Annotated in this window: 10 protein-coding genes; 7 read left to right on the forward strand and 3 right to left on the reverse strand. The window is 44.5% G+C overall.

Going from position 1 to position 14667, the window contains the following annotated elements:
- Nucleotides 1-101: 101 nt before the first annotated feature.
- Nucleotides 102-2639, reverse strand: a complete 2538-nt coding sequence (locus DXD04_RS05590; protein WP_117671674.1) for an ATP-dependent Clp protease ATP-binding subunit — start codon at nt 2637-2639, stop codon at nt 102-104.
- A 245-nt stretch (nt 2640-2884) separates the two neighbouring features.
- Here DXD04_RS05590 and gyrA point away from each other — a divergent pair, with 245 nt between their 5' ends.
- From gyrA to DXD04_RS05610, 4 genes are all read left to right on the forward strand, one after another.
- Nucleotides 2885-5431 carry a DNA gyrase subunit A gene (gene gyrA / locus DXD04_RS05595; RefSeq protein ID WP_117671601.1) on the forward strand — a complete coding sequence of 849 codons (2547 nt, stop codon included), beginning with the start codon at nt 2885-2887 and terminating at the stop codon, nt 5429-5431.
- A 48-nt stretch (nt 5432-5479) separates the two neighbouring features.
- Nucleotides 5480-6697, forward strand: coding sequence for a tetratricopeptide repeat protein (locus tag DXD04_RS05600; RefSeq protein WP_117671603.1), 1218 nt, complete (start codon nt 5480-5482; stop codon nt 6695-6697).
- A 232-nt stretch (nt 6698-6929) separates the two neighbouring features.
- Entirely contained in the window at nt 6930-7757 is an 828-nt protein-coding gene (locus DXD04_RS05605) for a helix-turn-helix domain-containing protein (protein WP_117671676.1), read from the forward strand.
- Between the two features lie 93 nt (nt 7758-7850).
- On the forward strand, nt 7851-8924 hold the full coding sequence (locus tag DXD04_RS05610; protein ID WP_117671605.1) for an alpha/beta hydrolase: 1074 nt from the start codon (nt 7851-7853) through the stop codon (nt 8922-8924).
- Between the two features lie 79 nt (nt 8925-9003).
- On the opposite strand, the gene DXD04_RS16645 is transcribed toward DXD04_RS05610, so the two are convergent.
- Nucleotides 9004-9108: a smalltalk protein gene (locus DXD04_RS16645; protein ID WP_181977454.1), complete on the reverse strand. Its 105-nt coding sequence runs from the start codon at nt 9106-9108 to the stop codon at nt 9004-9006.
- A 50-nt stretch (nt 9109-9158) separates the two neighbouring features.
- Nucleotides 9159-9593 carry an HU family DNA-binding protein gene (locus DXD04_RS05615; RefSeq protein ID WP_117671607.1) on the reverse strand — a complete coding sequence of 145 codons (435 nt, stop codon included), beginning with the start codon at nt 9591-9593 and terminating at the stop codon, nt 9159-9161.
- Nucleotides 9594-10172: 579 nt separating this feature from the next.
- Here DXD04_RS05615 and DXD04_RS05620 point away from each other — a divergent pair.
- Genes DXD04_RS05620 through DXD04_RS05630 form a run of 3 tightly spaced genes read left to right on the forward strand, consistent with a single transcriptional unit; the run spans nt 10173 to nt 14600 of the window.
- A complete protein-coding gene (locus DXD04_RS05620; protein ID WP_117671609.1) occupies nt 10173-12830 on the forward strand; it encodes an N-6 DNA methylase in 2658 nt (885 codons plus the stop codon).
- A 20-nt stretch (nt 12831-12850) separates the two neighbouring features.
- Entirely contained in the window at nt 12851-13825 is a 975-nt protein-coding gene (locus tag DXD04_RS05625) for a hypothetical protein (RefSeq protein WP_117671611.1), read from the forward strand.
- Nucleotides 13767-14600 (forward strand): hypothetical protein, encoded by an 834-nt coding sequence (locus DXD04_RS05630; RefSeq protein WP_147330744.1) that lies wholly within the window; start codon nt 13767-13769, stop codon nt 14598-14600. Before DXD04_RS05625 ends, DXD04_RS05630 begins: the two co-directional genes overlap by 59 nt.
- Nucleotides 14601-14667 lie beyond the last annotated feature (67 nt).

The following is a 14667-nucleotide window of genomic DNA, read 5'->3' on the forward strand; positions in this document are numbered from 1 at the left end:
ATTGTTCGAATAAATTTTTTTCCAGTCCTTACACAAAAAAAATGCCAGATACGTTTGTACCTGACATTTTGTCTGTATACCGAAATTCTGTCAGAATTCCGTTATGCTTTTTCTACTTTCATTTCTACTCCGTCACCTTGGGCGTTCATGTACACATGCAAGGTATCGCCCGCCTGCGGTTCTTCGTTGATAATCAGCTCTGCCAGTCCGTCTTCCAGGTGGTTCTGGATGGAGCGTTTCAACGGGCGGGCACCGAACTGTACGTCGTAGCCTTTTTCTGCCACGAAACGCTTGGCCTCCTGGTCGAGCAGGAGATGGTAGCCACAACCTTCGATACGCTTGTAGAGTCCTGCCAGCTCGATGTCGATGATTTTCTCCAGTGAAGCAATATCCAGCTGGTCGAAGGTCACGATTTCATCCAGGCGGTTGATGAATTCGGGAGCGAACGATTTGTTCAAGGCCTTGCGAATCACGCTATTGGCATGTTCTTTCTCGTTCTCGCCGGTCTGTGCCGTGAAACCGATGCCTTTGCCGAACTCCTTCAACTGGCGTGTACCGATGTTGGACGTCATGATGATAATGGTATTCTTGAAATCTACGGTCCGTCCTAAGCTATCCGTCAACCGGCCTTCGTCCATCACTTGCAACAACATGTTGAACACGTCGGAGTGGGCCTTCTCGATTTCATCCAGCAATACGATGGAGTAGGGATGACGGCGTACCTTTTCCGTCAGTTGTCCCCCTTCTTCGTAGCCCACGTATCCCGGAGGAGCTCCGATCAGACGTGACACGGTGAATTTCTCCATGTATTCGCTCATATCGATACGGATAATGGCGTCGGTAGTACCGAACATGTTCTTGGCAAGCTCTTTCGCCAGATGCGTCTTTCCTACACCCGTCGGTCCTAAGAAAAGGAACGTACCGATAGGCTTGTTCGGGTCCTTCAGTCCCACACGGCTCCGCTGGATACTTCTTACCAGTGTCTCTACCGCCTTGTCCTGTCCGATAACCTTCGAAAGCAATGCCTGCTTCATCCCCTTCAACCGTACACCTTCCGCTTGCGCCATACGTTGCACGGGTACACCCGAAATCATGGACACCACTTCCTCTATCTGTGGTGCGTCCACCGTTTCCCGGTTGTCCTTCAACTTTTCTTTCCATTCATTTTTCAGGCGTTCCAATTGCTCCGTGTACTGGTTTTCACGGTCACGGAAGCTGGCGGCCAGCTCGAAGTTCTGCAAGCGAATGGCCTCATTCTTATGTTGCTGCGCTTCCTCAATCAATCGTTCCTGCTCCTCAATTTCCTGAGGTACGGAGATGTGAGTGAGGTGGATGCGAGAACCCGCTTCGTCCATAGCGTCGATGGCCTTGTCGGGGAAATAGCGGTCGGTCACATAGCGGTCGGTCAGGCGTACGCAAGCCTCCAGCGCCTCGTCCGTATATGTCACGTTATGGTGTTCCTCGTATTTATCCTTGATGTTCCGGAGAATCTGCAAGGTCTCTTCCGGTGAGGTCGGTCCTACCAGCACTTTCTGGAAGCGGCGTTCCAATGCCCCGTCTTTTTCGATGTTCTTGCGATACTCGTCGAGGGTGGTGGCCCCGATGCATTGGATTTCTCCACGTGCCAGTGCCGGTTTCAGCATGTTGGCCGCGTCCATGGAACCAGCCGCCGAGCCGGCTCCCACGATGGTATGTATCTCATCGATGAACAGAATGACGTCAGGATGTTTCTTCACTTCTGTCAGAATGGCACGAATGCGTTCTTCAAATTGTCCGCGATACTTGGTTCCGGCCACTACCGCCGTCATGTCGAGCGAAACGATGCGCTTGCCGAACAGGGCACGCGAAACCCGCTTCTCCACGATACGGAGCGCCAGTCCTTCGGCAATGGCCGATTTTCCCACACCCGGCTCACCAATCAGAATCGGGTTGTTCTTTTTGCGCCGGCTCAGAATCTGTGCGATACGTTCAATTTCCTTCTCACGGCCTACCACGGGGTCAAGTTTCCCACCTTCGGCTGCCTTGGTCAGGTCGATACCGTAATTGTCGAGGTAGGGCGTGCCACCGTCCGCTTGTTTCTGTTCGGTCTGCGTGGCCTGGCGGTTGGCGGAAGAACCGAAGCCATCGTTGTTCTTGTCCGCGTTTCCGCGACGTCCGATGCCTTCCTCTTCTTCGTCATCATTGAAATCCAGTCCGTCAAAAGGGGTTTCCTCCTGCTTTAGACGGTCTATTATCTTTTCGTAAGTTACGTCGTTCTTTTCCAATATCTTATATGCGTTATTCTGGTTGTCTCTCATAATGGCCAATAAAATATGCGGGGTGTCCACTTTCTCGTCATTCATCAATCGTGCCTCTAGTTTGCTTAATGTCAAAATTTTTGATGCTTCCTCGCTGAATGAGATGTCCTGTGAGTAGTTCTCTAGAATGGACTTCTCCCGTAATTGTGTTTCTAGTTCGTTCTTGATACCTTTCAGGTCGAGGTAGAACGATTTCAATATTTCGGCGGCTTTACACTCTCCATCGCGCAAGATGCCCAATAGCAGATGTTCCGGTTCGATATGGTCGTTCTGAAGGCGGTTGGCCTCCTCTTTCCCGTAAACGACGATGTCGGACACTTGTTGTGTAAATTCGTTGCTCATCAAATTCATATCTTCTCCAATTGTTTATATTCAAAATAGGCTTGCAAATATACATTATTATAAAGACTCTTCATCAAGTCTTTCTTTCTATTTAACAAAATGCGTGCCACATTTCCTACAAGTGTCTCCAAATGCAGGCTTATACGTATTTTTTGGTGGAAAAGTTTTTGTATATCCGCTAAAAGTCGTACTTTAGCATGGTTTTTTACAAGCCTTGAAAGGAAGTATAATTAATAATGTATTAAATGCAAGAACAAGACAGAATTATAAAAATCAACATCGAAGAGGAAATGAAGTCGTCGTACATTGATTACTCCATGTCAGTAATCGTGGCACGCGCCCTCCCTGATGTAAGAGACGGATTCAAGCCGGTTCACCGCCGTATTCTTTACGGAATGATGGAACTGGGAAATACATCCGACAAACCGTATAAAAAAGCAGCCAGAATCGTAGGTGAAGTATTGGGTAAGTATCACCCTCACGGCGACTCGTCTGTATATGGCGCCCTGGTGCGTATGGCACAGGACTGGGCGATGCGTTATCCGCTGGTCGACGGTCAGGGTAACTTCGGTTCTATCGACGGAGATAGTGCCGCCGCTATGCGATATACGGAGGCTCGTCTGAAGAAGATTGGTGAGGAGATGATGCAGGACCTTTACAAGGAAACTGTAGACTTTACCAACAACTTCGACGATACGTTGCAGGAACCTACCGTCATGCCGACCCGTATCCCGAACCTGCTGGTGAACGGTGCTTCAGGTATCGCCGTAGGTATGGCTACCAATATGCCGACACACAACCTGCGTGAAGTCATTGACGCTTGCGTGGCATACATCGATAACAATGAAATCGACGTAGACGGCCTGATGCAGTACATCAAGGCACCTGATTTCCCGACCGGAGGATATATTTATGGTATCAGCGGTGTGCGCGATGCCTACGAAACCGGACGCGGACGTGTGGTAATGCGTGCCAAGGCCGAAATCGAATCGCATCCTACACACGATAAGATTGTAGTGACCGAGATTCCGTATGGTGTGAACAAGGCTGAGCTGATCAAGAGCATCGCTGATTTGTCGAACGACAAGAAAATCGAAGGCATTTCGAATGTGAACGACGAAACCGACCGCGAAGGTATGCGTATCGTCATCGACATCAAGCGTGATGCCAACGCCAGCGTGGTGCTCAACAAGCTTTACAAGATGACCATGCTTCAGACTTCTTTCGGTGTGAACAACGTGGCCCTGGTTCATGGCCGTCCACGCCTGCTCAACCTGAAGGAACTGATCAAATATTTCGTGGAACACCGTCACGAAGTGGTAATCCGCCGTACACGTTACGACTTGCGCAAGGCCAAGGAACGTGCGCACATCCTGGAAGGATTGATTATCGCTTCGGACAACATTGACGAGGTAATCCGTATTATCCGTGCCGCCAAGACTCCGAACGAAGCTATCACGAACCTGATGGCCCGCTTCAACCTGAGCGAAATCCAGGCTCGTGCTATCGTAGAAATGCGCTTGCGCCAGCTCACCGGACTGATGCAGGACCAGCTCCATGCCGAATACGAAGACCTGATGAAGCAAATCGCTTACTTCGAAGAAATTCTGAGCAACGAGGAACTTTGCAAGAAGGTTATCAAGGACGAGCTGCTTGAAGTGAAAGAAAAATACGGCGACAACCGTCGTTCGGAAATCGTATATGCTTCGGAAGAGTTCAATCCGGAAGATTTCTATGCCGATGACGAAATGGTCATCACCATCTCGCACATGGGATACATCAAGCGTACACCGCTTTCTGAGTTCCGTGCGCAGAACCGTGGCGGCGTAGGCTCGAAGGGAAGTGAAACCCGTAACGAAGACTTTATCGAACATATCTATCCGGCTACTATGCACAACACGCTTCTGTTCTTCACGCAGAAGGGTAAGTGCTACTGGCTCAAGGTATATGAAATTCCGGAAGGCAACAAGACTTCGAAGGGACGTGCCATCCAGAACCTGCTGAACATTGAGGCAGACGATGTGGTAACGGCTTACCTGCGTGTGAAGAACCTGAACGACACGGAATTCATCAATAGTCACTATGTACTCTTCTGTACGAAGAACGGTGTCATCAAGAAGACGTTGCTCGAACAATATTCCCGCCCGCGTCAGAATGGTGTGAACGCCATCACCATCCGCGAAGACGACCGTGTGATTGAAGTACGTATGACTAACGGAAACAATGAAATCGTGATTGCCAACCGTAACGGTCGTGCCATCCGTTTCCATGAAAGCGCGGTACGCGAAATGGGACGTACAGCTACCGGTGTACGCGGTATCACACTCGATGAAGACGGTCAGGATGAGGTAATCGGAATGATCTGTATCAAAGATCCTGAAACAGAAACCATCATGGTGGTATCTGAAAACGGTTACGGTAAGCGTTCGGACATTGAAGACTACCGCAAGACCAACCGTGGCGGAAAGGGTGTGAAGACACTGAACATTACGGATAAGACCGGAAGTCTGGTAGCCATCAAGTCGGTAACCGATGAAAACGACCTGATGATTATCAACAAGTCGGGCATCACCATCCGTCTGAAGGTGGCCGATGTGCGCATCATGGGACGTGCCACACAGGGTGTGCGCCTGATTGACCTTGAAAAGCGCAACGACCAGATTGGTTCCGTATGTAAGGTAGCTTCTGAAAATGAAGAAGAGGAAGTGCAGGACGAAGCAACTCCGGCAACGGACATCCAGCCCGCCGACGGAGAAACCATTCAGCCTGTTACGGACGAACCGAATGAATAATCCGGACAAAAACTAACTTGAATATTTGTATTACTAAATTTAAACCTTATGAAAAAAGTATTATTCTCAGCCGCTTTGTTCTTTACCGCATGTGCTGTTTCTGCTCAGGAAAGCGTGGTAAAGGAAGCTAAATCTGCCAAGAGCGATCCCGTGAAGGCAGCACAAATCATCGAACCTGCTTTGACAGATCCTTCTACCGCCAATGATCCTGAAACATGGAAACTGGCTGGTGATTTCCAGAAGTCTATCTATGACGACGAAAACATGAAATTGTATTTGCCGGGTGGTCAGGCTGATACCGCTAAATTGTATAACAGCTTGGCTAAAATGTTCGAATACTACACAAAGTGTGACGAAGTAGAACAGGCTAAGGTACAGAGCGGCGAATTGAAGAAACCGAAATTGAGAAAGAAACTGGCTAAGACATTGGCTACCGTACGTCCTCAGTTGACTAACGCCGGTTCTGACGCTTACAATGCAGGTAACTATGCCAACGCTTTGAAGTTCTTCGGTTTGTATGTAGACGCTCCGCAGAACCCGTTGTTCGCCGATGAAGATGCCGTAAAGAACGACACATTGACTCCGTTGATTGCCAACTATGCCGCTCTTGCCGCTAATTCATTGAAAGACAATGCAGCCGTAATCAAATACGCTACTATCGGTAAGGAACACAAAGAAGAAGGTTACCGTTCATTGATGTGCCTGGCAGAAGCTTACGGAAAAGGTGAAACTCCTGACTCAGCAAAATGGTTGACTACTATCCAGGAAGGTGTAGAAAAATTCCCGTCACAGGAATACTTCATCGGTAACCTGATGGACTACTACATCCAGAAAGGTAAGATTGACGAAGGTCTGGCTCAGATGGATGCCGTACTGGCTAAGAACTCTACTCCGTACTTCATGTACGTGAAGGGTGTGCTTCAGTATGAAAAGAAAGACTACGAAGGTGCCATCGCTACATTCAACCAGATTATTGCAGAAGGTAAGGATTTCGTAGCTGAAGCTTATTCTAAGATTGGTGACTGCTCATTCTTCCCGGCTCAGGAAATCGTAGAAGAAAACTCTAAGCTTTCTATGGACGATCCGAAGTATGCTACCAACGAAGCTAAGATTAAGGAACTGTACGAAAAAGCACTTCCTTTCTACGAAAAAGCAAAAGAAGCTAAACCAGACAACCGTCAGTTGTGGGGCCAGTACTTGTTGAACATCTACTGGAAGCTTGATAAGGAAAAATACAACGCTCTTGAAAAAGAACTGGGTTACTAATATATAATAAGGTATACGGACCGCCCGCCTGAGGCGAGTGGTTTGCAGACCTTGGGGAACCCTGAAGAAAGAAACTCCTTTGCGTGGCTAGAACGATGCCCTCAAAGGAGTTTTTGTTTTGCTCCGCCGTGATGATAAACGCGACGTTTTTATTTGTATCTTTGTGCATACCCCATTCACAAAAAAGAGAAGAGAGATGACAACAGAACCTACAACCTCACGCCATAACCCCATGAAAGTCATATTCAATTACCAGAATGTGTTTTTCAGCTTTTTCTATGACGATGCCGATGCGTGCGTGCACCGTTCCAGAGAATACGCCATGAACTATGTCTTGTCGGGCGAGATGGTGCTCGACGACGGGCACCGGCAGATACACGTGGGAAAAGGAGAGTGCGTGTTCATTCCGCGCGACCATCGTGTGACCATGTACAAGAAAGCCTCGGGCGGGGAGCAGTATTGCGGAATTTACATGTGCTTCACCCGCTCCTTCCTTCGGGAGATGTACGGAAAGTATGCCCGCCACACGGACAAGGCAGAGCATGTGGAGAGGTTCGTGCCCGGCGTGATGAAACTTCCTCCTTCGGCTGAGATTGAGAGCCTGTTTGCTTCGATGACACCTTACTTCAATCCGGAAGTGAAACCGCAGGACGACGTGATGCACCTGAAGTTGCAGGAAGGATTGCTGGCCCTGCTTCATACCGATAAGCGCTTCATGACCGCGTTGTTCGACTTCAGCACACCGTGGAAGATGGACATTCTTGACTTCATGAACGAGAACTACATGTACGAGTTCACCTTAGAGGAGCTGGCGCATTACACGGGACGTAGCCTGGCCACCTTCAAGCGCGACTTCAAGAAGGTGAGCGCGCTGACACCCGAGAAATGGCTGATTCGCAAGCGCCTGGAAGTGGCCTATCACCTGCTGAAGGAAGAACGGCGGAAGGTGGTCGATGTCTATGCGGAGGTGGGCTTTAAGAACCCTTCGCATTTCTCTACGGCCTTCAAGAAACGCTACGGCATTCCGCCCACGGCACTGGCCGCTCCCTCGTGCATTTGAACTTTTCAGAAACGATATTTGAGCCTCACGGAAATGTCTCTGTGGGGCTTTTGTGTTATTTTTGCCTTCGTAGAATAATAGAGTGATAACTATATGGATATATTGTGGAAGACGTTGTGCACGGCATCGGCGGCTTGGCTTCTGACTACGGGCAGCCTGCTTGCCACAACGGACGGTTTAAAATCGGAGATGAAGATGGAAAAGAGTTTGAATTTGACACACGAATGGGACAAGGTGTTCCCGTTGAGCAACAAGGTGAACCACCGGAAAGTGACTTTTACCAACCGCTATGGCATTACGCTGGCGGCCGACATGTACGTGCCCAAGCAGGCCGAAGGAAAACTTCCGGCCATAGCCGTGAGCGGGCCTTTCGGAGCGGTGAAGGAACAATCGTCGGGCCTGTATGCCATGACACTGGCAGAACGCGGATTCCTGACCATTGCCTTCGACCCCTCGTACACCGGTGAGAGTGGGGGCGAACCCCGCTATGTGGCGTCTCCGGACATCAATACGGAGGACTTCTGTGCGGCGGTGGACTTCCTTTCTATTTGTGAGCAGGTAGATGCCGACCGTATCGGCATACTGGGCATCTGCGGATGGGGAGGCATGGCACTGAATGCGGCGGCCATCGACACGCGCATCAAGGCTACCGTTACCGCTACGATGTACGACATGAGCCGGGTGAATGCCAACGGCTATTTCGATGCCATGGATGCCGATGCGCGCTATGAGCTTCGCAAGCAGCTCAACGCCCAGCGTACGGAAGACTACCGCAAGGGTACGTATGCGCTGGCCGGTGGGGTGGTAGACCCGCTTCCCGACGATGCTCCCCAGTTTGTGAAAGACTATTACGGATATTACAAGACACCGCGCGGCTATCACAAGCGTTCGCTGAACTCCAACAACGGGTGGAACAAGACTTCCTCCTTGTCGTTCATGAACATGCCCATCCTGTCGTATAGCGACGAGATACGTAGTGCCGTGCTCATGATTCACGGAGAGAAAGCCCATTCGCGCTATTTCAGTGAAGATGCCCTCAAGAAGCTGAAGGGCGACAACAAGGAGTTGCTGATTATTCCGGGAGCCAATCACGTCGACCTGTACGACCAGTTGGATGTGATTCCTTTTGACAAGATTACGCACTTCTTCCAGACGTATCTGAAGTGATGCGTATTGTATAGAGACGGGAAAGCCCGGTTGCCGAAACAATCAGCAGCCGGGCTTTTTGTGCGTGCGAGGGCATTTTTCAGCCTATGCAACTGGTGATACCCAGTGTGGTACCGATGGCGGTCAGGATGGTGACCAGTGTCTGAATGACGATTTTCCAGATGTTCTTCTTGTCGTTTTCCATACGTGTGATAGTGTTGTGTGAATAAAAAAGTGAAACTTACATCAGGCTGATTATTCCGTTTTTCCTGTAGAATATTCAGTCAATTCTTGTAGGCGGCAACGTTTGCGTAACTCAGCGTTACTCCATGTTTTGGTGTTGCGTACATTCAAGTGTACGTCTTTTACATAATTAGTGGGGTTGTAAACATCGCGTGTAGGAGCACCTTCTCCCGAAATGCCTAACGAAAACAGTCCTAAATCTCCCAGACGGACTGACTTTCCATCGAGTACCAGCTCTTGTAAACAAGAGAGCATATCAATGAGTACTCCGTGAATCACTCCGCGTGAGTAGGGAGAATTGTGTTCTGACATGTGGGTTACGAAATCCTCAAAATCAATTGTACGGTCTTGTACGGCACGGGCGTACCATCTTGTTTCAGGAGTTTCAGGGTCATTGATGGGGTACTTTAATTCCACGAGCCGATACTTTAAAATTCCAGTTGTCATAATCTTTTGTGTTTGTATGATGGTTTAATGATTTATTTAACTGACACAAAGATACCTCCTGCTACCGTGATTCTCAAAAACGAGAAAGCATCAAGGTGTGAAAATCAGTTAATGAAATATCCTTTTTTATAGAATACCGTTTTACGGAACGGTAAACCTGCTTTTTTGCTTGTGAAAACTATATTTTGCATGTGCAGGTAATATTTGCTGACTCTCCCTTTTTTGTCACGTCTAAAAAAGAAGCCAGTCTTTTTGAGGTTATTATGATGAACGTGACAATGTGACAAATGACAATCACAAAATGACAAAACGAGAAAATCAGTTTCAATTTTATATTATATATATTAATATATATAATATAAGTATATATATGTCTCTATATATCCTTTGTCATTTGTCACAATTGTCACATTATTATCAGAGAAGACATCGAGAAACATTATGGCTTCATTATAAAAAACTTTTGAGCATTTGTAGCAATATGTTTTTATTTATGGAAAATATTTATCTTTGTGGAAAGATAAAAACTCATGAGGTATTCATGAGAGATATAAAAAACGATAATAAATATATAGCGCAATGGCAACGAAAAATGTAAGAAGCATTGAAGAACAAGTGGAGGACTGGTGTAAGGCGCAGTTACGTAGTATTAAATATTATACAAAAACCGAAAGTATCAATTCTGAAATTGAAGAGGCCTTGCGCAAGGCTCCCAGTAAAAGTGGAGGTGAAGGAGTAAACTATCCGGATATAAAATGCTTTTTGGAAACTTCCGATATGCGTCGCATTCCTGTAATGATTGAAGTAAAAGGGAGAAAGGGAGATCTTATAAAGTGCGATAAGAATGGAGATATTTGTAACCTGAATAAAGATAAAGAACCTCATTATGGTAATATTGCTAAGTATGCCGTCAATGGAGCCGTTCATTATGCCCATGCCATTTTGAACAATACGGAATCATATAAAGAAGTTGTGGCCATAGGCGTGAATGGATATGATACTTCCATAGGTCGGATTTATGAAATGGGAGTGTACTATGTATCAAAAGAAAATTTATTTGTTCCGAAGAAAGTTGGTGAATATACAGATCTTTCTTTTCTTTTACCAGAATACGTAAATGGATTTATCAAAGATATTGATAAACTTTTTCTTACTGATTCTGAGATTGAATTAAAGAAAATAGAACTGGAGGATGATATTGAACGTCGACTTAAAGTGATTAACCAGAAAATGCACGATGAAGATTACGGACAAAAAATAGATGTAGGTCAACGTGTTCAGTTAATTACAGGTTTGGTAATGGCTGGTTTAGGTGTGCCAGGAAAAGTCAGTCCTTTGAGTGTAAGTGATTTGCGTGGTGACCAAGGAGAAAAGAATAATGATGGGCAGGTTATTATGAATAAAATTTCCGACTATCTTAGTGAAAAGCAACTCCCTCGTCAAAAGATAGAAATGATTGAAGAGGTTTTACGCGTCGTTTTTATTCATTCTAAGTTACAAGAACCAAAAGATGGCGAAAGTGCTCTTCATACAATTTATGCAGATGTACGGCAGAATATCATTCCGTTTTTGACGGGAGAACTTCATAATATAGACTTTACAGGTCGTTTGTTTAATGTTCTAAATGAATGGGTGGATGTACCTGATGGTGCAAAAAATGATGTTGTACTTACACCTCGCTATATTACAGAACTTATGGCTCGATTATGTGGAGTCAATATGGACAGCTATGTGTGGGATTTTGCTACTGGTTCGGCAGGTTTCCTTATTTCGTCTATGCATCAAATGATAGCAGATGCCAAACAAAAAATTAGTAGTCCTGAAGAACTAAACCGTAAGATTACACATATCAAAATGTATCAGCTTTTGGGTATAGAGAAACTTGCTGATATTTATATGTTGGCTGTACTCAACATGATTCTGATGAAGGACGGAAGTTCGAACATTATTCATGGAGACTCTTTGACAGAGTTTGAAGGGAACTATGAACAAGGTGAATACAATGGAAAACCCTTTCCTGCAAATGTATTTTTATTGAATCCTCCATATTCAAAATCGGGAAAAGGCTTTGTTTTTGTGCACCGTGCATTAAGTATGATGCATCATGGTGGTATGGCAGCCGTGTTGATTATGGAGAATGCAGGAAGCGGGAATGGCTTGCCTTACACGCGTGAAATTCTAAAAAACAATACATTGGTGGCTTCTATCCACATGAGTGATATTTTTTGTGGAAAAGCCAGTGTGCAAACGGCTATTTATGTATTTAAGGTTGGAGTCCCTCATGATATACATCAGGTTGTGAAGTTTATAGATTTTTCCAATGATGGGTATACGCGTCAGAACCGAAAAAAATCAAGTCAAAGTGTAAACTTACGTAATACAGACCATGCGACGGAACGTTATGATGAAGTTGTGCGTCTAATACGTTACGGACGTGGAGCACACGATGAAAATCTACAATACTATCAGGATTGCTATGTGGAAGATTATATCACTTTAGATGGAAATGACTGGACATATGCCCAGCATAGAAATGTAGATGTTCGTCCAGTAGCAGAAGATTTTCAGCGAGTTGTAAAAGATTACTTGGCATGGCAAATTGGGGAAATCATTAGAAATGACAATGTGCACGAGGAAAGTTTGGACACTAATTATGAAGATTGTACACTTACTGATGATGAAGCTGAAGCTTTAAGGCGTATAAATGAGGGTAAAGTAAAGATGAAAGAGGTAAGTATAGTAGACTTTTTTGATGTCAGAAACTCCCATAATATATTGAAATCTGATATTATATTAGGAAGTGGAAATACCCCTTATGTTACGGCAAGTGAAGGTAATAATTCTATTGTTTCATATGTCTCATATGATGATGAAATGAAAGAAGAAGGAAATTCGATTATGATTGGCGGAAAAACATTGGTCATAACTTATCAGCCCAAAGACTTTTTTTCGAACGATAGTCACAATCTTGTTCTTCGCTTTAATGATGAAAATGGAAGAACAGAGAATATCCAATTGTTTTTTGTTGCGGCTTTATATAAAAGTCTTTCGCATAAATATTCATGGGGAAACTCCATTTCGAATAAAAAGATACAAACTGATACCGTATTGTTACCTGTGACTTCTTCCTCTACGTTTGATTATACGTTGATGGAAACTTATATACGAGCCTTAAAGAAAAATCTGATAGGCTGTCTTTTAAACAAACTACATGCAAATGGAAAGATGAAAAAATAAACTATTTAAAACGACAGATTATGAAATTTGCAATCTACAAATACGAACTGGTAAAAACAAACACAAAAGAACTTTTCCAGGAAAATAAGAGTGTATATGACAACGCTCAGGTTTATTTTGGAAATTTATTTAATGCTAATCAGCTTAATTTATATCAAGTCTCTAATAAGGATGGATTGCCTCAATGCTTTCCTAATTCAATTCTTAAGACACGTAATGGAGTAACGCTGATGCGTGTGTGTAATGTAAAACATGTAACACTCTGGCAAGATTATCATGAAAATAAGGAAGAGTCGAATCCTTATTGTTTTGTGATTATAGATAATCGTTTTGGTATCGGACAAATAGCTATAGAACGTTCTGGAGCATTTGATAGTAACACGGATAAGGTGCGTGATATTCTTCAGGAATCATTTCATGCTGTGCTTGCACCTTTGGGGTTCTCAATAGAAATACGGGCAAAAGTTCGTACACGTGATTTCTGGGAAGCGATAGAGGAGCAGATGACCCAGAAAAACGAGCGGATACAGAAAGTCGTATTTGAATTTCCTAATCCGGATAAGGTTGGACCTGTAGATGCTTCTCCTGTTATGACTGATCGTTTACGTTTTTTAGCATCATTGGCTTCAGCTACAGGAGCTGCACGAAGTTCATTTAAGGTTGATGCTGATAAAGAAGGTACACTGACTTTAGACCGCACGAAAGAAGATTTAGCACAAATGGTTGCACTTTGTTGTAATAATGGATATCATATCAGCGTACATTTTGAACAATTTGGGGTATATCGTAATGGTGACGTCATACGTGCACTTTACAATATAGATAAAGGTTTGCTGGATGATTTTATTAACGGACAAAGTGTGCTTGGAGATAGAGAGGGTACTTGTTTTGGATTAATAAACAAATTAGATTATATACGCGAACAAACAAAAGAGTATGAAAATATTACGCCGGTTAAAGAAGGAAGAAAGAGAAAATATCGAAGAGCAGTTTGAAAATGGTTTGCTTTATCGGTTCGTTTGTGATGTCGCTTTGCATTTTTCATTTAAGATGCCTGTGCTTCGGCTTTCTCCAGAAGAAATGGCAGTAGCAATAGCTGGAATGCTTGATGAAATAAAGGAAAATCCGGAAGAATCTCGCTATTTATGTCAGACTTTCTGGAATAAACTTTGGTATGATATAAGCTCAATGGATGAGAGGGCATCAGAAGAAGAGGTCTCGTATGCTATAATTGTTACTATGGCATTACTGGTGGTATGTTTGTTATTAGTCGATAACGTAAGACATCGTACATTAGCATTGGATTTGATATGTGTGATTCAGGAACATACTTCTATGCAAGACCTTGAACAGATACAGAGGCAAATGAATAAGTTCGTTTGGCGAATGGGGGAGCATCGGTTAAAAGAACGGATGGAACAGTATTGGCAGAGTGATATGTTTCTCTCAGATGCCATTTATGAAGTATTACACAAGGATGGATTGGAGCAGCAGGAAATAAAACCAGGAAAAAGTCACTTCCGGATTGCGAAGAAACATAAAACGAACTTTGCCAAGATTCTCAGTGCCATGTTTGAGTTACGTATGTTTGAAGATGAAAATGGGCAAATCGCTTCAAATAAGCAGAAGTTGATAGAGGAACTTGGAGTTTTTTTTGATGCAGATTACAAGAATCTTTCACAACTACTTAATGCGTCTAAACAAAATGATAACTATATAGAGATATTCGAGAAAATGATGGAAAAAGCAAAGAAATATGATGTAAAATGACTTTAGGTAAACTTTAGGTAAAGTGATAGGCCAGGGCCCGTTACTTACTTTTGCTTCCGTAATCACC

The sequence above is a fragment of the Phocaeicola plebeius genome (assembly GCF_003437535.1).
In the GTDB taxonomy this organism is placed as follows: domain Bacteria; phylum Bacteroidota; class Bacteroidia; order Bacteroidales; family Bacteroidaceae; genus Phocaeicola; species Phocaeicola plebeius_A.

Coding starts and splice junctions, on each gene's coding strand:
- DXD04_RS05610 (WP_117671605.1), top strand. CDS start 7,851: ATGGATATATTGTGGAAGACGTTGTGCACGGCATCGGCGGCTTGGCTT.
- gyrA (WP_117671601.1), top strand. CDS start 2,885: ATGCAAGAACAAGACAGAATTATAAAAATCAACATCGAAGAGGAAATG.
- DXD04_RS05615 (WP_117671607.1), bottom strand. CDS start 9,593: ATGACAACTGGAATTTTAAAGTATCGGCTCGTGGAATTAAAGTACCCC.
- DXD04_RS05625 (WP_117671611.1), top strand. CDS start 12,851: ATGAAATTTGCAATCTACAAATACGAACTGGTAAAAACAAACACAAAA.
- DXD04_RS05590 (WP_117671674.1), bottom strand. CDS start 2,639: ATGAGCAACGAATTTACACAACAAGTGTCCGACATCGTCGTTTACGGG.
- DXD04_RS16645 (WP_181977454.1), bottom strand. CDS start 9,108: ATGGAAAACGACAAGAAGAACATCTGGAAAATCGTCATTCAGACACTG.
- DXD04_RS05620 (WP_117671609.1), top strand. CDS start 10,173: ATGGCAACGAAAAATGTAAGAAGCATTGAAGAACAAGTGGAGGACTGG.
- DXD04_RS05630 (WP_147330744.1), top strand. CDS start 13,767: ATGAAAATATTACGCCGGTTAAAGAAGGAAGAAAGAGAAAATATCGAA.
- DXD04_RS05605 (WP_117671676.1), top strand. CDS start 6,930: ATGAAAGTCATATTCAATTACCAGAATGTGTTTTTCAGCTTTTTCTAT.
- DXD04_RS05600 (WP_117671603.1), top strand. CDS start 5,480: ATGAAAAAAGTATTATTCTCAGCCGCTTTGTTCTTTACCGCATGTGCT.